This is a genomic window from Nocardia puris (assembly GCF_036051655.1).
Lineage (GTDB): Bacteria > Actinomycetota > Actinomycetes > Mycobacteriales > Mycobacteriaceae > Nocardia > Nocardia puris.
Window position 1 is genome coordinate 5,706,559 of sequence record NZ_CP107943.1, and the last position, 18,064, is coordinate 5,724,622.

The 18,064-nt window shown below is 69.0% G+C and carries 19 protein-coding genes and 1 tRNA gene; 6 read left to right on the forward strand and 14 right to left on the reverse strand.

All coding sequences use genetic code 11. The annotated features are described in order from the left end of the window. Positions 1–22 precede the first annotated feature (22 nt). Genes fadD8 through OHB21_RS26290 form a run of 6 tightly spaced genes read right to left on the reverse strand, consistent with a single transcriptional unit; the run spans position 23 to position 6,025 of the window. Positions 23–1,633 (reverse strand): fatty-acid--CoA ligase FadD8, encoded by a 1,611-nt coding sequence (gene fadD8 / locus OHB21_RS26265; protein ID WP_067511457.1) that lies wholly within the window; start codon positions 1,631–1,633, stop codon positions 23–25. A gap of 18 nt (positions 1,634–1,651) precedes the next feature. Further along, positions 1,652–2,854, reverse strand: a complete 1,203-nt coding sequence (locus OHB21_RS26270; protein WP_195126300.1) for a thiolase C-terminal domain-containing protein — start codon at positions 2,852–2,854, stop codon at positions 1,652–1,654. 22 nt (positions 2,855–2,876) lie between these two features. After that, positions 2,877–4,037, reverse strand: coding sequence for a thiolase domain-containing protein (locus OHB21_RS26275; protein ID WP_195126299.1), 1,161 nt, complete (start codon positions 4,035–4,037; stop codon positions 2,877–2,879). Then, positions 4,034–5,104 carry a lipid-transfer protein gene (locus OHB21_RS26280; protein ID WP_067511455.1) on the reverse strand — a complete coding sequence of 357 codons (1,071 nt, stop codon included), beginning with the start codon at positions 5,102–5,104 and terminating at the stop codon, positions 4,034–4,036. Before OHB21_RS26280 ends, OHB21_RS26275 begins: the two co-directional genes overlap by 4 nt. After that, a complete protein-coding gene (locus tag OHB21_RS26285) occupies positions 5,097–5,537 on the reverse strand; it encodes a Zn-ribbon domain-containing OB-fold protein (RefSeq protein ID WP_067511487.1) in 441 nt (146 codons plus the stop codon). The genes OHB21_RS26280 and OHB21_RS26285 overlap by 8 nt, the downstream gene beginning before the upstream one ends. Before the next feature lie 29 nt (positions 5,538–5,566). Then, the gene (locus OHB21_RS26290; RefSeq protein ID WP_067511454.1) at positions 5,567–6,025 is read right to left on the reverse strand and encodes a Zn-ribbon domain-containing OB-fold protein; all 459 of its coding nucleotides are present in this window, start codon (positions 6,023–6,025) and stop codon (positions 5,567–5,569) included. 178 nt (positions 6,026–6,203) lie between these two features. On the opposite strand from OHB21_RS26290, the gene OHB21_RS26295 reads away from it, so the two are divergent. From OHB21_RS26295 to OHB21_RS26305, 3 genes are all read left to right on the forward strand, one after another. Then, entirely contained in the window at positions 6,204–7,217 is a 1,014-nt protein-coding gene (locus OHB21_RS26295; RefSeq protein ID WP_067511453.1) for an alpha/beta hydrolase, read from the forward strand. 73 nt (positions 7,218–7,290) lie between these two features. Further along, complete coding sequence (locus OHB21_RS26300) at positions 7,291–7,905, forward strand: hypothetical protein (protein WP_067511452.1); 615 nt, start codon at positions 7,291–7,293, stop codon at positions 7,903–7,905. Positions 7,906–7,964: 59 nt separating this feature from the next. After that, complete coding sequence (locus OHB21_RS26305) at positions 7,965–8,648, forward strand: hypothetical protein (RefSeq protein ID WP_067511451.1); 684 nt, start codon at positions 7,965–7,967, stop codon at positions 8,646–8,648. On the opposite strand, the gene OHB21_RS26310 is transcribed toward OHB21_RS26305, so the two are convergent. Next, positions 8,602–9,327, reverse strand: coding sequence for a TVP38/TMEM64 family protein (locus OHB21_RS26310; RefSeq protein WP_067511450.1), 726 nt, complete (start codon positions 9,325–9,327; stop codon positions 8,602–8,604). The two genes, OHB21_RS26305 and OHB21_RS26310, sit on opposite strands and share 47 nt — an antisense overlap. Before the next feature lie 163 nt (positions 9,328–9,490). Here OHB21_RS26310 and OHB21_RS26315 point away from each other — a divergent pair, with 163 nt between their 5' ends. Then, positions 9,491–9,895, forward strand: coding sequence for an RDD family protein (locus OHB21_RS26315; RefSeq protein WP_067511486.1), 405 nt, complete (start codon positions 9,491–9,493; stop codon positions 9,893–9,895). Here OHB21_RS26315 and OHB21_RS26320 read toward each other — a convergent pair. Next, positions 9,889–10,275 (reverse strand): hypothetical protein, encoded by a 387-nt coding sequence (locus OHB21_RS26320; protein WP_324192275.1) that lies wholly within the window; start codon positions 10,273–10,275, stop codon positions 9,889–9,891. The two genes, OHB21_RS26315 and OHB21_RS26320, sit on opposite strands and share 7 nt — an antisense overlap. An 85-nt stretch (positions 10,276–10,360) precedes the next feature. Then, entirely contained in the window at positions 10,361–11,461 is a 1,101-nt protein-coding gene (gene ald, locus OHB21_RS26325) for an alanine dehydrogenase (RefSeq protein WP_067511448.1), read from the reverse strand. Between the two features lie 256 nt (positions 11,462–11,717). Between ald and OHB21_RS26330 the strand changes: the two genes are divergently transcribed. After that, entirely contained in the window at positions 11,718–12,209 is a 492-nt protein-coding gene (locus OHB21_RS26330; protein ID WP_195126297.1) for an Lrp/AsnC family transcriptional regulator, read from the forward strand. A gap of 37 nt (positions 12,210–12,246) precedes the next feature. Here OHB21_RS26330 and OHB21_RS26335 read toward each other — a convergent pair whose 3' ends face one another. The 3 genes from OHB21_RS26335 to OHB21_RS26345 all read right to left on the reverse strand — a co-directional run bounded on the left by OHB21_RS26335 (position 12,247) and on the right by OHB21_RS26345 (position 16,244). Further along, positions 12,247–13,260, reverse strand: coding sequence for a TAXI family TRAP transporter solute-binding subunit (locus OHB21_RS26335; protein WP_324192274.1), 1,014 nt, complete (start codon positions 13,258–13,260; stop codon positions 12,247–12,249). Beyond that, complete coding sequence (locus OHB21_RS26340) at positions 13,257–15,368, reverse strand: TRAP transporter permease (RefSeq protein ID WP_067511446.1); 2,112 nt, start codon at positions 15,366–15,368, stop codon at positions 13,257–13,259. The genes OHB21_RS26335 and OHB21_RS26340 overlap by 4 nt, the downstream gene beginning before the upstream one ends. Before the next feature lie 189 nt (positions 15,369–15,557). Next, a complete protein-coding gene (locus OHB21_RS26345) occupies positions 15,558–16,244 on the reverse strand; it encodes a hypothetical protein (RefSeq protein WP_195126688.1) in 687 nt (228 codons plus the stop codon). Positions 16,245–16,522: 278 nt separating this feature from the next. On the opposite strand from OHB21_RS26345, the gene OHB21_RS26350 reads away from it, so the two are divergent. Next, a tRNA-Pro gene (locus OHB21_RS26350) sits at positions 16,523–16,596 on the forward strand. A 44-nt stretch (positions 16,597–16,640) separates the two neighbouring features. On the opposite strand, the gene OHB21_RS26355 is transcribed toward OHB21_RS26350, so the two are convergent. Continuing rightward, positions 16,641–17,846, reverse strand: coding sequence for a site-specific integrase (locus OHB21_RS26355; RefSeq protein ID WP_195126296.1), 1,206 nt, complete (start codon positions 17,844–17,846; stop codon positions 16,641–16,643). Continuing rightward, positions 17,846–18,064, reverse strand: a complete 219-nt coding sequence (locus OHB21_RS26360; RefSeq protein WP_195126295.1) for a helix-turn-helix transcriptional regulator — start codon at positions 18,062–18,064, stop codon at positions 17,846–17,848. The genes OHB21_RS26355 and OHB21_RS26360 overlap by 1 nt, the downstream gene beginning before the upstream one ends.

The window sequence follows — 18,064 nt, forward strand, 5'->3', positions numbered from 1 at the left end:
TGCATTGTAGTCAGGCACGCGCTCACCGGACCGGAGCCCCGGATTCGATTGCGGCGGCGGCGATCTCGCGGATCTTCTTCTTGTCCGGCTTGCCCAGCCCGGTGAGCGGCAGCGGTCCGGTGAACAAGACGTGCTTGGGCGATTGCACCGAACCCTTGCGCTGCTTCACCGTGCGCTGGATCTGCGCGGTGATGGCGTCGCGGTCGTGCCCGTCGCCCGCGCGCAGCACCACCACGGCGGTGACGGCCTCGCCCCAGTGCGCGTCGGGCACGCCCACCACCGCCACGTCGGCGACGTCGGGGTGCTCGGCGACGACATCCTCGATCTCGCGGGGGAAGACGTTGAATCCGCCGGTGACGATCATGTCCTTGCTGCGGCCCACGATGTGCAGGAAGCCGTCGGCGTCCTCGCGCGCCAGGTCCCCGGTGCGCAGCCAGCCGTCGCGGAACGTCTCGGCCGTGGTCTCCGGCAGGCCGAGATACCCGGCGGCGAGCAGCGGGCCGGACACGCAGATCTCCCCGACCTCGCCCTCCGGGACGCGCTGCCCTTCGGTGTCGAGCAGCGCGACGCGCAGCGCGTGCGAGGGCCTGCCGCAGGAGGTGAGCCGGGCGCGATCATGCTCACTCTTGCCGAGGTAGCTGATCACCATCGGCGCCTCGGACTGGCCGTAGTACTGCGCGAAGATCGGGCCGAACCGGTCGATCGCCTCTTGCAGGCGATGCTGGTCGATCGCGGAAGCCCCGTAGTAGACGGTCTCGAGCGAGGAGAGGTCGCGGGTGGCGATGTCGGGGTGGTCGAGCAACGCGTAGAGCATCGACGGCACCAGCATCGTCGCGGTGATCCGGTGCTCCTCGATGACGCGCAGCACCTCGCCCGGATCGAAGCGGGGCACCACCACGCAGTGCCCGCCCAGCAGGACGGTCGGCACGAAGAACGCCGCACCCGCGTGCGAGAGCGGCGTGCACACCAGGAACTTCGGGCGGTGCGGCCACTCCCATTCGGCGAGCTGGATCTGCGTCATCGTCGCCATGCCCAGCGCGGTCCCGACCACGCCCTTCGGCTTGCCGGTGGTGCCGCCGGTGTAGCTGACGGACACCACGTGATCTGGCGGCAGTTCGGTGGCCTCCACCGGGCCGGACGGCGTCTGCTCCACCGTCGCCAGCAAGTCCACGCCCACGTCGGCGAGTTGCTCCGGAACCGGGCCCAGCACAAGCACTTTCGTCAGTCCCGGCACGAGATCCACCAGGGCGCGGGCGCGTTCGACGAAGGGCGGCAGCGGATCGAGGATGAGCACCGAGATGCCCGCGTCGTCGAGGACGTAGGCGTGATCGTCCAGTCCGCCCATGGGGTGCAGCGCGGTGCGGCGATGCCCGCGGATCTGGCCCGCGCCGATGGTGAACAGCACCTCGGGACGGTTGAGCGCCAGCACGCCCACGGGCGTGCCGGTGTCGACGCCGTGGGCGGCCAGCGCGGTGGCGTAGCGGCCGATCGCGTCGGTGACCTCGGCGCCGGTGAGCACGGCGTCGCCGAGGGTGAGCACCGGATCGTGGCGATGCCTGCGCAGGCCCGCGAGCAAGGAGTGGCCGTTGTGCACGGGCAGGCGGAGCTGGTCGTCGGTATTCGGTCGAATCATGGTGTGCGGCTCCGGAAGTCAGGCGGGGACGGGGGACGGTGCGGCGTAGAGCGTGACCGAGCACGCACCGCCGAGGCCGAGATTGTGGGCGAGGGCCAGGCGCGCGCCCGGGACCTGGCGGGCGTCCGCGAGTCCCCGGAGCTGCCAGGACAGTTCGGCGGTCTGGGCGAGTCCGGTCGCGCCGAGCGGGTGGCCCTTGGAGATGAGCCCGCCGGAGGGGTTCACCACCCAGCGTCCGCCGTAGGTGGTGGCCCCGGACGCGACGAGCTTGCCCGATTCGCCCTCGGCGCACAGGCCGAGCGCTTCGTAGGTGACGAGCTCGTTGATGGAGAAGCAGTCGTGCAGCTCGATCACGTCCACGTCGGCGATCCCGACGCCCGTGCGTTCCCAGACCCGTTGCGCGGCACGCCTTGTCATCGGTGCGCCGATGACGTCGATCAGGGAGCCGGTCGCGAAGGCCTCGGCGGTGTCGGTGACGATCTCCTGGGCGAGGATCTCCACCGCCTGTGCGCGCAACCCGTGCCGGTCGACGAAGTCCTCGGAGGCGAGCACGGCCGCGGCCGCGCCGTCGGACATGGGGGAGCACTGCGACCGGGTGAGCGGCCCGTGCACCGGGTGGTCGTCGAGCACCTCGCGCAGCGAATACGGACGCTGGAACTGCGCCAAGGGATTTCGCGTCGAGTGCTCGTGGTTCTTCACCGCCACCGCCGCCAGTTGCTCGGCCGTGGTGCCGTAGCGGCTCCTGTGCTCGGCGGCCGCGTTGCCGAAGAACTGGGTGGTGACCGGCGCGGTGCCGAACTCGTGGCGCTCGGCCATCACGCGTAAGTGGGCGTCGATGGTCGTGACCGGCGGCGGTTCGGCGGGTGCGGCCATCGACTCCTTGGTCATCTGCTCGAAGCCGAGCGCGAGCGTCACCTCGGCCGTGCCCGCGGCGACCCACTCGGCGGCCAGCATCAGGGCCGTGGAGCCCGTCGCGCAGTTGTTGGACACGTTGACGACCGGTAGACCGGTGAGCCCGACGTCGTAGAGCACGCGCTGCCCGGCCGCCGACGGCTGGAAGACGTAACCCGCCGCGGCCCTGTCGATCCGGTCGTATTCGACGCCCGCGTCGGCCAGCGCCGCCCGCACCGCCGCGCCCGCCAGGTCCGGATAGGTCCGGTCGCGCGCACCGACCTTGACGAACGGCGTCATGCCGACGCCGATCACGAAAACCCTTCGCACAGTGGCACTCCTCGCTCGTCGATCAGCCGCCGGGCCGGTCGGAGCCGACCACCCAGAGGGCGTGGAACTGGGACGCGCCGCCCATGGCGTGCCCGATGGCCCGCCGCGCGCCGGGGACCTGGTGCTCACCCGCCGTGCCGCGCACCTGTCGCGCGGCTTCCAGGAACCGCAGCAAACCCGTTGCGCCGGTGGGATTCCCGGACAGCACGCCGCCCGACGGGTTGACCGGCAGCGCGCCGTCGAACCGGGTGACGCCGTCGTCCACCAGTTTCCAGCCCTGGTGCGCCGGCGCGAGCCCGATGTTCTCCAACCACATCGGCTCGTACCAGCTGTACGGGATGTAGAGCTCGGCGACGTCGATATCGCGGGCGGGGTCGTCGATGCCCGCCTGCCGGTAGGCGTCGGCCGCGCATTCCGTACCCGCGCGGGGATTCACCTCGTCGCGTCCCGCGAAATGTCCTGTCTCCGTGCGGAACGACATCCCGTGGATCCACGCGGGCGGATGGGCGGGCTCGCCCACGTGCGACGCGGCGGCCAGCACGATCGCGGCGGCCCCGTCGGAGGACGGGCAGGATTCGAGGTAGCGGATCGGGTCCCACAGCATCTTGGACTCGCGCACTTTCTCGACCGTGATATCCGGCATGTGGATGTGCGCGTACGGGTTTCGCAGCGCGTTGAGCCGGTGGTTCACCGCCACCTGCCAGCCGATGTGCTCCGGCGCGCCCGACCGGCGGATGTACTCCCGGATCACCGGCGCGAAATGCCCGCCCGCGCCCGCGCCGAGCTTCGCGCTGAACGGCAGGCCGCGCGAGAGCGCCCAGGTGAAATTCCCTTCGGACTCTTTGGAATACGCGGCCACCAGCACCCGCCGCGCCAACCCCGCCTGGATCAGGTGCGCCCCATACACCGCCGCGTGCCCGCCCACGCTGCCGCCGGTGAACACCCTGGTCACCGGAAGCCCCCGCGCCCCGAGCGCATCCGCCAGATACAGCTCCGGATTCATCACGCCGTCGAACAGGTCCGGCGTCTTGGACAGCACCACCGCGTCCACCTCGCCGAGCGCCAGGCCGGCGTCGGCCATCGCGGCCGTCACCGCCTCGCGCACCATGGCGCCGATGGTGACCTCGCGGCGCTTGGCCTGTTTGCCCTGGCCGATGCCGACGACCGCGACCTGCTCGTTCATCCCGCGTTCCCTTCCAGCAGGCAGACCAGATTCTGCTGTAGCGCTTGACCATTCGTCGCGTGCGCGAGCGCGCGGCGGGCCATGCCGGTGTCGATGGCGTGGGCGGCTTCGATTACGCGCAACAGCCCGGTCGCGGTGGTCGGGCGCCCCGCCAGCGGTCCGCCCGAAGGATTGCGCGCGGTGTCCGCCCCGAGTCCGAGTTCGCGCGCGAGCAGCGGTTCCTGCGCGGAGTATTCGACGTGCAGTTCGGCGACCTCGCAGTCCGCCGCCTCGAATCCGGCGAGCCGCGCGGCGTGCGCGGCGGCCGTCGCGGCCGAGGGCGCGCGCGTCAGATCACGGGAGCCGGGATAGTGCGTGTCCATCCGGTGGTCCACGCCCCGCACCCACACCGGATCCGCGCACAACTCACGCGCGGCGTCACCGGCCGCGAGCACCACGACGGCCGCCGCGTCGCCGACCGGCGAGATGTCTCGGGCGCGCAGGGGAGCGGCGACGTAGGGCTCGTTCAGCAGCTGGTCGACGGGAAACTTCCCTGAGAGCTGGGCGTGCGGATTGTCCACAGCGTCGGCCAGGCTGCGCGCGACGACGCCCGCCATCTCCTCTTCGGAGGTGTGCCCGCCGCGCACCAGCGCGTCGGCCTGGATACCCGCGATGGCGTCGCGGTGCGGGCGCAGCGGGGCCAGGTAATAGGGATCGAGCTGCGACGGGACCACTTGGTCCAGGTCGCACGCGAGCGAACCGCGCCCGATCCCGTAGATCAGCGCCACGTCGCCGTGCCCCAGTTGCAGCCACGTCCACGCCTCGTAGAACGCCCACGCGGCGTCCATCTCCACGTGCGATTCCGCGAGCGGCGGCCAGGCGCCCACCGCGTCCAGGGAGTCGATGTAGGCGAAGGTGCGGCCCTCGTGGAAATCGTGACTGCCCGAGCACACGAAGTCGACGCGGTCGCGCCCGATGCCGGCCAGCGCCTCGCGCACCACGGGCAGCAGGATGCCCGCCATATCGTCGCGCCGGTTGGCCGCCAGGCAGCGGGATTGCGCGGTGGCGACGATCCCGATGTCACGCACGGTGGGCCTCCTCCAGGGGGCGGTAGTGGCGGATACTCGTCCACGACGGCTCGGGCGCGGCGTCCGACCACACCGGTTCGACGCGCATCCCGATGTGGACCGCGTCGATCTCGGCCTCGCGGATCAGGTGCATGAACCGCGTGTCGGCGCCGTCGGGATGGATGTGGGCCACGACATAGGGCGGCTCGATCTCCTGCCCGGGGAACGGGAAGCTCACCACGCAGAACGTGGACACGGTGCCCCGTCCGTCCAGCTCGATCGGCTCGCCGAGTTCGGCCAGGCAGCGCGCGCAGAACTCCGGCGCGGGCAGATACACCTTTCCGCACCCGGGGCAGCCCCGCGCGAGGAACTTGCGCTCGGCGAGCCCGCGCAGGAAAGTGGACCGGCCCGCGCCCGCGACGAACGTGTAGTCCATCCGCAGCGGCGTCGGCATCAGCCGGACCGGTTCTGGCAGTGCGGAAGTCACGCCGGGTCTCCGATCGGCTCGAAACAGGTCAGATCGCTCATCTCGCCGCGCCGCTGCGCGGCCCAGCGCGCCCGGACCCGCAGCCCGTGCCGCATCCCCGCCGGATCGCCGCCCACGTCGACGGCGTGGAACAGCGCGCCCTCGGCGCCGTCGATCGCGATCAGGCCCCACGCGAAGTCGTGACCGACCGGATCGCCCGGCCGGTGCGCCACCCACGTCCACGCCTGCACGCTGCCGACCGGCTCGAGCTCGACCAGATCGCGCAACTCCGCTCCGCTCACCGGGTCGAACTCGGCGGGCGGGCAGACCACCGTGCCGCGCTCGGTGCGCGCCCCCAGCAGTCGCGCCTCCCGCAGCCCGCCGAGGAACGTGCCGACCACGGTGCCGACGGTCCGCTCGAACGGAAACTCGACTCGATAAGGCGCGCACAAACTCTCGTCACCGGCTGTCCCCATCGACCGCCTCCCTTCCTCGAGGGGAAGTGTGCCGCTATCACGCGATTAAATCAAGTGATAGAACCTGGACGGTCGATCATGATCCGTAACGGTTCGGCCTCGAACGAAGACGTAGTGTGTCGAGATAACAACTTCGACGATGTGGCCGAACCCGGCCCGGACTGGAACCGACTGCTCGATGAAACTCTCCGCACTACGTAAGGTCGCCACCGTGCGCACCGCGGCCGTCGCGCTCACCGCGGCGCTCTCGGTCGCGATGCTCGGAAGCACCGCCGCGGCCGCGCCGGCGAAGGCCCCGGAGATCACCTCCGTGACCAAGGACGGACGGACCTGGCATCTGAAGGTGTACTCGGCGGCGATGGGCACCGAGATCGATGTCGACGTGCAGCGTCCGGCCGACGAGTCCGTCTCGGCGCCCAACCTCTACATGCTCAACGGTCTCGACGGCGGCATCGGCTCCGCGAGCTGGGCGGCGCAGACCGAGGCGCTGGAATGGCTCGCCGACAAGCCGGTCAACGTCATCCAGCCGATCGGCGGCCGCGGCAGCTACTACGCCGACTGGCGCCAGACCGACCCGAAGCTGGGCGAGAACAAGTGGAAGACGTTCTTCACCGAGGAACTGCCCCCGCTGCTCGACAAGACCCTGAACTCCACCGGCCGCAACGCGCTGGCCGGCCTGTCCACCTCCGGTACCTCGGTGCTGCAGCTGGCCGAGGCCAAGCCCGGCCTGTGGAAGTCGGTCGCCGCCTACAGCGGGTGCGCGCAGATCGCCGACCCGATCGGTCAGCAGTTCGTGAAGCTGGCCGTGGAGACGTGGGCCGGTGGCGACACCAACAACATGTACGGCCCCGCCGACAGCCCGATGTGGGCCGAGAACGACCCGGTGATCAACGCCGAGAAGCTGCGCGGCACCAATCTCTACATCTCCAGCGGCAGCGGCATCCCGGTGCTCGAGGACGTCGAGTACTACCTGAACTCGGCCCCCGGCCCGATGGGCGCGGTCAACCTGAGCCTCGGCGTGATCATCGAGGCCGCCGTCAACGGCTGCACCGCCAACCTGAAGAACAAGCTGGACTCCCTCGAGATCCCCGCCACCTTCAAGTTCAACCCCGTCGGCACCCACTACTGGCCGTACTGGGAAGAAGCGCTGCACGAGTCCTGGCCGATCCTGGCCGAGGGCATGGGCATCTGATCCTGCCGGTCCGTTGAGAAGCCCGGAGTCACGGTGTGACTCCGGGCTTCTCGTCCTTCGTGAGGAGTGGCCGATGACCTCGTCGGTGGTGCTGTGGTGGTTGCCGGTCGGCGCGGGCGGGCACGTGGTGCGGCACACCAGCGCCTGGTGGGAGCGTGTCGAAGCCGCACGGGCCCGTCGTCCGCCGCGGCCGCTGTTCCACGCGGCGCTGGAAGTGACGGTGGACGGCGCGCGATACGTCATCGAGATGGCACCCGAGTGGGGCGGGCCGCGAACGGCCGACCGGGGTGTGGTGCGCACGGGCGCGGTGGGCTCGCGGTTTCTCGGGCGGTCCCGGTTCTTTCGCTATGAGGTCCGGTGCTGGCGTGACGGTGTGCTCCCCGATCGTGATTGGGCGGAAGGGGGACCCCTCACGCTCGCGCGCGATCCTGCGGTGGCGCGGGCGCTGCTCGCCGGGGTGCCGCGAGTGCCCGCCCTGACCTGGGGCCGGAGCGTCGAGGGGGACATGTGGAACTCGAACTCGCTGGTCGCGTGGGCGCTCGTCATCGCGGGAATCGACACCGCGGACCTGCGGCCACCTGGCGGCGGGCGGGCGCCGGGCTGGTACGCCGGCCTCGCCGTCGCGCGGGAGCCCGGTCTCGCCCGCGACGACCGGCCCGGCCGTTTCCGGGGGAAGGGTCGTTCGTAGTCAGGGGCGGAGTCGTAGGCCTTCTTCCCGCCGGGTAGTGGTGCGGCGAGAATCGGAAGGTGTCTCTGCGTCGTATCGCTCTTGCCCTGGCTGCCGCTCCGGTAGTAGCGGTGACCGCCGCCGTGACCGCCGCGGTGGCGACCGGTGTGCCTCGGCGGCTGGGCGCGTCGAGAGCCGAGGCGCGAATTCCGCTGCCCGGTGACGAGTTGCTGCCCGAAGCCGGGGTGCAGAACGATCGGGCGCGCACCCTCGCCGCGTCACCAGCGCGGGTGTGGCCGTGGATCGCTCAGCTCGGGCAGGACAAGGCCGGGTTCTACTCGTTCGAGACGCTGGAGAATCTCGCCGGATGCCGGATCACCGGGGCCGACCGCGTCCATCCCGAGTGGCAGGACGTGCGGCCGGGTGACATCTTCCGGCTGCACCCCGATGTCGCGTTGCGGGTGGCGCGGGTCGAACCGGGGCGCTGTCTCGTGGTGACCTCGCAGGGCGGCGACGCACCCGGGGAGATGGACTTCGCCACCACCTGGACCTTCCATCTCACGGCGGTCGAATCGCCCACCGGTGTGCCCTCGACGCGATTGCACCTGCGTGAGCGGTACGAGACCCGTGGCGCCAGCGCACGAGTCATGATCGAGGCGACGAGCGTGGTGAGCGCGTTGATGACCTGGCGGATGCTCGCCAGGCTGGCGGCGCTGACTACGGCGACTCCGGAGCCGCCTTCTCGAGCGACACCGGCGCGGTGACGTCGCGCTCCCGCCAACTGCGATAACCGCGGTGGGCGGCGAACGCCCCGATGACCGCCATCACGCACCACACCGCGATCGCGGAGTAGGCGAGGGGAGCGGAGAGGTCACCGATGGACGCACCGAGTGCCGTGTAGACGAACGCGCGCGGCGCCGACCCGATGAACGCGCCGACGGCCATCTGCCACAACGGAATTCCGAACGCGCCGAACGTGTACGAGGCGAGCGCGTCGGGGACGCCCGGCACGAATCGCTGCCCGACCACCGCCCACAGTCCGTACCGCTCGAGCTGCGCGTCGATACGCTCGGACCGTTCGGGACCGAGCAGATGGCGAGCGCTCTCCCGCCCGGCCCGGCGCCCGAGGAACGCCGACGACGTCGCCGTCCCCACCGTCGCGCCCAGCGTCACGAACGTCCCCACCAGCGGTCCGAACAGCAGACCGCTTCCCGCCGCGAGAATCGGCCCCGGCACCAAGGCGGTGCCGAGCAGCGCCGACACCACCACGTAGACCAGCGGCGCGGCGGGACCCGTCGAGGCGACCATCTCCCGCACGGCCTCGACATCGATCACGCGCGCGACGGCGACCAGATAGAACAAGACGAGCAGGAACGCGGCGAACACCGCCAGCCGCACACCGTGCCGCCAGCGGCTGTCCCGGGGTTCGTCGGTCTCGCTCATGATGGGCCCATCCTGCCCTAGTCGGACGGTCGTCTCGAATCGGAGGTGGTGCGGACGCGCGACATCCCCGACCCGGCCGTGCACACTCCGTCGGGTGAGTAGTGCGAATCCGGGCCGGACCAGGCCCGGCGGGGGTAATCGGCAGCGCGATCCCGACGTGTGGGTGGCACCGGAAGCGCCGGAGGGCCGCCTAGTACTGGCCGCGACGGTCGACGGGCTTCTGGCGCTCGGCGGCGGCATCGCCCTCGCCGTCGTCGCACTGGGCATGGACCTCGGCGACCTGATCCTCATCCCGACCTTCCTGGGCCTGATGCTCGTCCTGTCGTTCGTCAACCACGTCTTCGGCACGGTCCTGTTCCGCGGCGGCCTCGCCGATCACCTCTTCGGCCTGCGCGTCATCCGCGCGAAAGACGGTGGCAGACCGGGCTTCTGGCGCAGCGTCTACCGCTGGATCACCGGCTACGTCCTCGTCGTTTTCATGTCGCTTCTGGGGGAGGGAGGCACCATCGGCGAAGCCTGCGGGTTGCGCACGGTGCTTCGCCGCCACCTCGTCAACCACACCTACTGAGCGCGCCCGATCCACCGCGCTGCCGCCTCGTAGGTCGTGGACGGTCCACTGTTGAACGCGATCGCGGCGTTGGGCGCATATCGCCGAATCAGGTTGACCACCAACTCCAGCAACTCCAGGCTCTCGTCGGAGTGCTGCAACCCACCCCCGACCGTCACGCACTCCCACGGGTGAGCCCGCAACGCCTCCCCGACCACGGCTTCGACATCGTCACTCCCATCGAGCCCGAAGAGACACGTCTCGACCCCGACCCCGTGCGCGGCGAACTCCGCCAACCCCGCTTCGATCGCCTCAGCGACGGGCTCCGGATCCCACGGGCCAGGCACCCGATACGGATCCAGCCCGATCACGAGCACGCGGGGAGTGGACGCGGAGTTCACACGGCGGACGATACGCGCCGGCATTGCGACGTGAACCGGATTCGACGTGCCAGGTCATGGGTGTACTCCGGGTGCCGCGGATCGGTCAGCGTGTCGTGCCGGCGTACCCGTGGGCCGCGGCAACTTCGGGCGACAGCAGCGATCCGTCGAGCGCGGTGAGTCCGTCGGCCAGGCCGGGTAGGGCGGCGCAGGCGGCTTCCCAGCCCTTGTCGGCGAGGGCGGTGATATAGGGCAGGGTCGCGTTGGTGAGCGCGTAGGTGGAGGTGCGCGGGACGGCACCGGGCATGTTCGCGACGCAGTAGAACACCGAGTGGTGGACCTGATAGGTGGGCTCGGAGTGTGTGGTCGGAGTCGAGTCCGCGAAGCAGCCGCCTTGGTCGATCGCGATGTCGACCAGCACGGAGCCGGGGTACATCCGGGCGACGAGGTCGTTGGGCACCAGGTTCGGAGCTTTGGCTCCCGGCACCAGCACCGCGCCGATCACGAGATCGGCGTCGAGGACGGCCCGCTCGATTTCGTAGTCGTTGGCGACGACGGTCCGCACCCGGCCCCGGTAGCGGGCGTCGATCTCGCGCAGCCGGGCCAGGGAGATGTCGAGGACGGTGACCTCGGCGTGCATTCCGACGGCGATGGCGACGGCGTTGCCGCCCGCCACACCGCCCCCGATGACGACCACTTTCGCCGGGCGCACCCCGGGCACGCCACCCATGAGGACCCCGCGCCCGCCGCCGTGGCGCATCAGGTGGTACGCGCCGGCCTGGGAGGCGAGCCGTCCGGCCACCTCGCTCATCGGCGCCAGCAGCGGTAGCGAGCCGTCCGGGGAGGTCACGGTCTCGTAGGCGATCGCGGTGGTCCCCGAGGCGAGCACCGCATCGGTGCAGTCGCGGGAGGCGGCGAGGTGCAGGTAGGTGAACAGGACCTGCTCGCGCCGCATGCGGCCGTACTCCGCGGCGATGGGTTCCTTGACCTTCAACAACAGGTCCGCCGACCCCCACACCGCCTCGGCGTCGGAGATCATCTGTGCCCCTGCGGCTTTGAACTCCTCGTCGGTGATGGACGATCCGGCGCCCGCACCGGACTCGATCACCACCTCGTGACCGCGTGTGGTCAGCTCCCGCACGCCCGACGGCGTGATGGCGACACGGTATTCGCGCTCCTTGATCTCGCGGGGGACTCCGATTCTCATGGTTGGCTCCTGGTGTCTGCGTGGCGGAGTCCGGTCGGGGGTTCGTCCGCACGATCTTCGGTCTTTCCTGAAAATCGTGAATCAAGCGCAGGTAGGTGCCAAGTCGGATGAATATAATTCTCACGAGGTCGCGATTTGCGTTCGATATTCGACCGGGGCGGCTCAGCCGACTCCGTTGTCGAATGATGTTCGGCCGGCGAGCCTGGCCGCGGGAGAAGCGCTCGTGGCCAACGGTATTGCCGCACGAAAGGGTGAGATGAAGCATCACGGTGTGGAGCGGTCGGCCGGCGGCACGGCGTCACTCGACGACATCGACCGGATCCTGCTCGACGAGCTGTCCCGCAACGCCCGCCTCCCCAATAACGCCCTCGCCGCCCGGGCGAATATCGCCCCGTCCACCTGCCTGGTCCGGGTGCGCTCCCTCATCGAACGCGGCGTGATTCGAGGGTTTCACGCCGACATCGACCCGGCCGCCCTCGGGCAGCAGCTCCAGGCGATGATCGCGGTCCGTGTGCAGGCCAACGCACGCCACCACCTCGGGCAGTTCGCCGAGCAGCTCGCCACCCTCGACGAAGTTCTCGACGTCTACTTCATCGCCGGCGCCGACGACTACCTCATTCACGTCGCGACCGCCGACAGCGACGGACTGCGGCGATTCGTTCTGGAGCACCTCAGCGCGCACCCGGCGGTCGCCTCCACCGAGACGATCCTCATCTTCGAACACCTGCGAGCCACCCGGAACCGGTGACCGGCTCGCCCCGGTGACGTGGTCCGCCCGCCGGCGGTCAATCCCCGGCCAACCCGCTCAACGCCTCCTGCGCGCCCGGCGCCAACGGAATCGGATCCGTATCCTGCGCGATCACCGGATCCAGATCTCCCGCCGACGGGTGCACCTGGGCCAGGCGATCCTTGTTCTCCCACACGAGTTTCGTGATGGCGCAGGCGTTGTTCGCCGGGAAGTCGTCCTTCACCACGAGCACGTTGGGGACGACGATGGTCGGGACGTCGGCTCCGAGGCGGTAGGTGTCGGCCGGGATGGAACCCTGGGCGTAGACGGGGTTGATCTCCTGCATCTGGGGGAGGAGGGGAGTGATGTCGAGGAACCGTGCCACGTCGGGCTGGGACGTGAACAGGTCGGTGAGGTTCGGGGTGGGCAGCCCGCCGGACCAGAAGAAGCCTTGGATGGAGCCGTCTTTCAGTCCGTCGACAGTTTTGGCGAGGTCGAGGCGCTGGGCCTGGATGTCGTCGGCCGGGTTCAGGCCCGCGGCTTCGAGCAAGCGGTTGGCGATCACTTCGGTGCCGGATTTCGGGGATCCGGTGGAGATCACCTTGCCGCGCATATCGGCGATAGAATTGATCCCGGAGTCGGCGCGGACCACGACCTGCGTGTAATTGGAGTAGATCCGGCCCAGCGCTTGGATCGGCTGCTTCTCGGTGAACGAGCCGGTGCCGGTGGCGGCGTCGGCGGCGGTGTCGGCCAGCGAGAACGCGATGTCGTAGGACCCGTCCACCACCTGCTGGATATTCTGCAGGGAGGCACCGGTTTCCGCGGCCGTGGCGCGGATCGGCGTCTCCGAGCTGATCAGGCTCGCGACGCCGCCGCCGAGCACGTAGTAGACGCCGGTGCTGTTGCCGGTAGCGATGGTGAGCTGCGCGCTGGTCGGCTCGCAGCCCTCGGCGGTCGCGTCGCCGGTCGAACGGTCTTGGCGGCCACCGCAACTCGACAGCACCATGGCGATCGCGGTGACCGCGACCGGAACGGCCAGCCCGCGCTTGCGGTTTCGAATGGACGCGATCACGGGGACTCCTTCACGAGGCTCTTCTGGCGTTGTCGGGCAAGAAGATTGACGATCACGGCGGCCGCGCCGAAAGCCAGTCCGACCGCGATCGTGACCGGATGCAGATACAACAGCAGCAACGCCGCGGGCAGGCACAGCAACCGCTGCGCCCAATCGGCGGGCCCGACGATCCAGCCGCCGGTCACCACCGCGAGCGCCGCGACGGCCAGCGCCGCCACCACCGTGGCCCACAGCGCGTCCAGCAGTGATCCCTGCAACAGCAGGTGTGAACCGTTCTCGGTGATCACGAACGCGATGGGCACCAGGAAGGCGGGCAGCGTGTATTTCGTTGCCTGCCATATGGTTTTGATCGTGTTGCCGCCGGTGATCGCGGAGGCGGCGACTGCGGCCAGCGCCGTCGGCGGCGACACCTCCGAGAGCACCGCGTAGTAGAAGATGAACATCGCCGCTTCGGGCGGGCTGACGCCCAGTTCCTGCAGGGCGGGCCCGATGATGACCCACGCGATGATGAACGACGCCGTCACCGGCACCGCCAAGCCCAGCAGCAGGATCGCGACGGCGGCGAGCGTCGCGGTGAGGATCAGCACGGCGGTCGGGTTGTCGGTGAGCGCCTGCGCGCCGTCGATCAGGATGTCGGCGAGGTTCTGGCCGAGGCCGGTTTTCACGATGACCGAGGTGATCACGCCCGCCGACGCGCACACCGTCACCACGCCCAGCGCGGACCGGATGCCGCCGCTGAGCGCGAGCGCCAGATCGGCGGCGTAGGTGCGCATCGCCCGGGTGAAGCGTTCCGGGACGCTCTCGGGGTCGAGCGGGTCGCGGCGCGAGATCATCCGCTCGAGCAGGCCGAACGCCGCCGCGACCAGCGTCGCGTAGACGACGGCGCGGAAAGGCGCGATGCCGATCGCCAGGAAGAACACGATGACGCCGAGCGAGAGCAGGTGGTAGCCGAACCGCAGCAGCAGCTTGAACGGATTGCGATCGGGCAGGTCGACGGCGTGCGCGCCGAACCGGCGCGAATCGATCTCGACGGCCAGCATGATGCCGATGTAATAGAGAATCGTCGGCACGATCGCCCACACCAGAACCTGCAGGTAGGAGGTCTGCAGGTACTCGGCGATGATGAACGCCGCCGCGCCGAGCGTGGGCGGCGAGAGGATCGCCCCGATGCCCGCGGCGGCCAGCATGCCGCCCGCGTTCTCCCTCGGATACCCGGCGCGTTTCAAGACCGGCCAGCAGACCGCGCCGAGACTGACCGCCGTCGCCGTGCCCGACCCGGACACCGTGCCGAGCAGGAACCCGCTGAGCGTGACCGTGCGGCCGGGCGCCGACCGCGACTTGCGGAACACCGAGAAGCTGAGGTCGATGAAGAACCGTCCCGCGCCGGTGGCGTCGAGCACCGCGCCGTAGATGGTGAACAGGACGATGTAGGAGGCGGCGACGTCGAGCGGGGTGCCGTAGAAGCCGGACTGGTCGTTGTAGAAGCCGTTGATGATCTGGCCGAAGTCCATGCCCGCGTGGCTGATCGGCCACTCCATCGGCAGGTAGCCGCCGTAGTAGGCGTAGAGGAAGAACGCCGCGCACACCGCGGGCAGCACCAACCCGGTGGTGCGCCGGCATGCCTCCAGCAGCAGGACCGTGAGCGCCGCGCCCGCCACGATGTCGACCGTGTTCAGTGTGCCCTGCCGGTCCAGGAACGCGTCGAACCCGCCGCTGAGGAACGGCAACACCGGATACAGGCAGACCACCAGCGCGAGCACGGCCAGCGCCCAATCCAGCGGGCCCGGATCGTCCGCCTTGGTCCGCGCCTCGGCGCTGCGCTTGCGGCCTCGGAACGTGAGGAACACCAGCGGCAGCATCGCGCCGAGGAAGATGATCAGATAAAACTGATTCCCTTGCGGCAGTGGGTCGAACACCTGCCGCAGCACATACAGCGCCACCCCGAAACACGCGATATTCACGGCCAGGTTCAGCCGCGGACCCAGCCGCCGCGACGGCCGCTCCTCGTCGAACTCCGCGATCAGCTCGTCGACGCGCTCCTGCGAGACCTCCCGCGCATCCGAAGCCTCCGGTCGGCGGCCGGCAACGTCCACGGCGTCGGGAGACATGGTCGGACTATAAGTGAATCGGATGGGGGATATGAGCGAGTTGATCTCTTCGGAAAATAAAGTACAGGCGTGAGCGGGGAGGAGCTGTCGTCTCTTGGTGTTGCGAGATATGGTGCCGGCCAATTGATTACGTAGTGTGCTGGTTTCGGCGCGGTGAATTGCTCGACGCACCGGGTTCGCGAGCGGTCGTCATGGATTCTGCCCGGAGTCGGTATCGTCGCGGCTCGACGATGCGGCCTCGAGGTCGGCGGCGTCGGCACCGAGCGCCGGCCACGTCCTGGCGACCTCGGCCATGGAGGGGAAGTCGCCATCGGGTTCACCCACGCGATAGGACCCGCGCTTCCCGTTCAGGAAAGTGAGCCACTTGCTCGACGTTTCGGCGGACCAGCCGCAGCAGACGCCGCCCGCGGCGACGGTCAACCCGATGAACATGTCGGCGACGTTCGGCGAGCTGTAGAAGGTGCTGCCCACCGCATTGGGCAGCGCGATGAACCGCATCACGGCGTAACCGGGGGCGTAGCCGGTGAAACGCACGTGGAGGATGAGGCCGTCGAGCGCGACGCGACCGGACTCGTCGAGCGCGCCCGGGGGCGGTTCCGCCGGGTCGTCCCACAGCCAACGGCGGACCTCGCCGTCGGGCTCGACCAGCAGTGAGGCCGCGAGGGACAGGTCCGTACCGTCCGAGCAGTCGACGACGTCAAGGCCGTCCGCGTGCGAGAACGGCACCCGTTGACCCTCTCGACTGCCACCCGTCCACACCGGAAGTACGACGATCGTGCCCTCCGCCGCAGACGGGCACCTCGGCGCGAGACCTTCGAGCGCCGTCAACGCACGCCCAATGTTCCTGGCGGGCAAGCAGATCTCGTAGGTGAACACGACCGACATCCCGCCGAACTCCTTCGTCGTGGCCGCTCGCCGGGCCATCGTTGCGGGCAACGGTACCGATCGTGGGCGGGCGTCGGAAACCGGATTTAGTGCGCGGAATCTGTCAGCGCCGGAGTCGCTGTCCGAAGCGACAGCGCCCGATCGGGTTTCGACCGGTTGTGGCGTGGCCCACCCCGGTTGCGCCGCCCACGAAATGTCTCTGACCAGCCGATTAGCCCTATGCGCTCCCCCTGTTGTAATCTCTTCAAGCGCCCAAGAGCAGGGCGCAACGGGCTGTGGCGCAGTTTGGTAGCGCACTTGACTGGGGGTCAAGTGGTCGCAGGTTCAAATCCTGTCAGCCCGACAGAAGAAAACCCCTCCTGACCAGCGCAGGAGGGGTTTTCTTCGTCATCCGACCACCCGAAGTTGGGGACCAGATGGGGACCGAAGGTGCTTCGAGAGGAGTTTGCCGTCCTCGATCAGCGCCTTCATATCGGGGTGCAGGTACCTCTTGGTGATCCGGGGATCGGTGTGCCCGGCGATCCTCTGCAACCGGTGCACCGGGACTCCCGCGTCAGCGAACCACGTCAATCCGGTGTGCCGGAGCCCGTGACGCCGGAGATGCTCGTAACCCAGTTTCGCCACCACCTCGTCCCAGTGCGTCGCATCGCGCAGCACGCCGGTAGCGATACGTCCGCCTCGAGGTCCAGTGAACAGTCGTGCCTCCGGCTTGTCTTTAAGCGCCGCGAGTCGATCGGCGACCAGTTGCCGAACTTCCTTGATCAGCGGAACCTCACGTGCCCGATTGCCTTTGGTGCCTTTGTCCGCCAATCCACCCGGCGATGGTGTGGTCTGGCGGCGCACCTTCCATGTCCACGACTCGGTGTCGATATCCTTGACCCGGCAGCCGGATACCTCACCGATACGGCTCGCTGTGCACGCGGCGAATATGACGACGTCGCCCCAGCCTCGGTAGCGATCCGCCGAACGATCCACCAAAGCATCGGCCAAGGTCACCAACGCCGTCCAGTTGGGCAGAGCCAAAGCCCGCGGATCATCCAGCTCGTCTTCAATCTGTTGGTAGAGCTTCTGCCATCCCCGTACTCTCGCCGGATTCGTCTCGCGAACCTCGTCGCGCACGGCCTGTTCCATCACCCGCACCAGCACCGCGAGACTGTTCTTCACCGTGGATTTGCTCGCACCACCATCGATCCAGCCCACCACGGCCCGATCCACCGCGCCGTTGGTGATCATGGCCACCGGCAGGTGTCCCAACGACGGCACGACGCGCTTGCGCCAACCAGCCTTGTACGGGTCAAGAGTCTTCTTCTCCAGACCTCGCAGTGCCAAGTCCATATTCGCGTCACCGTACTCGGACAGCCGCATCGTGGCCGTTTTCGGGTTGATCCCTTGTGCTGCTTTGCGCTGCAACTGCGCGATCCACGCCTCGGCCTCTTCGCGAGTCTCAAACGGCTCCGAGACCGAGGGGCGCTTCTTCGTACCGGGCTCGGTCCATCGCACCCGAGCCTTGAATGGCCGCCGCCCGTAGTCCGCGCGCTCTTCGATGTCAACCGAGAGGCGCAGTCCCACAGGAATATTCGTGTCGATTATCATCACGCCACCAGGCGGCGGGGATCGGTGCGCGAATCGCGAAGCCAAGTTTCGACATCCTCGGCCGAGTACTTCACCACCCGAGGCGAAACTCGGACGAACGCTGGGCCGCACGGCGGACTTGCGGTGCGCCAACGACGCAGGCTTGACGGATCGATGCCCAGCAGTAAGGCCAACTCCGCCGTGGAATACAACTTGCCGTCAACCAGTCTGGCGTCCAT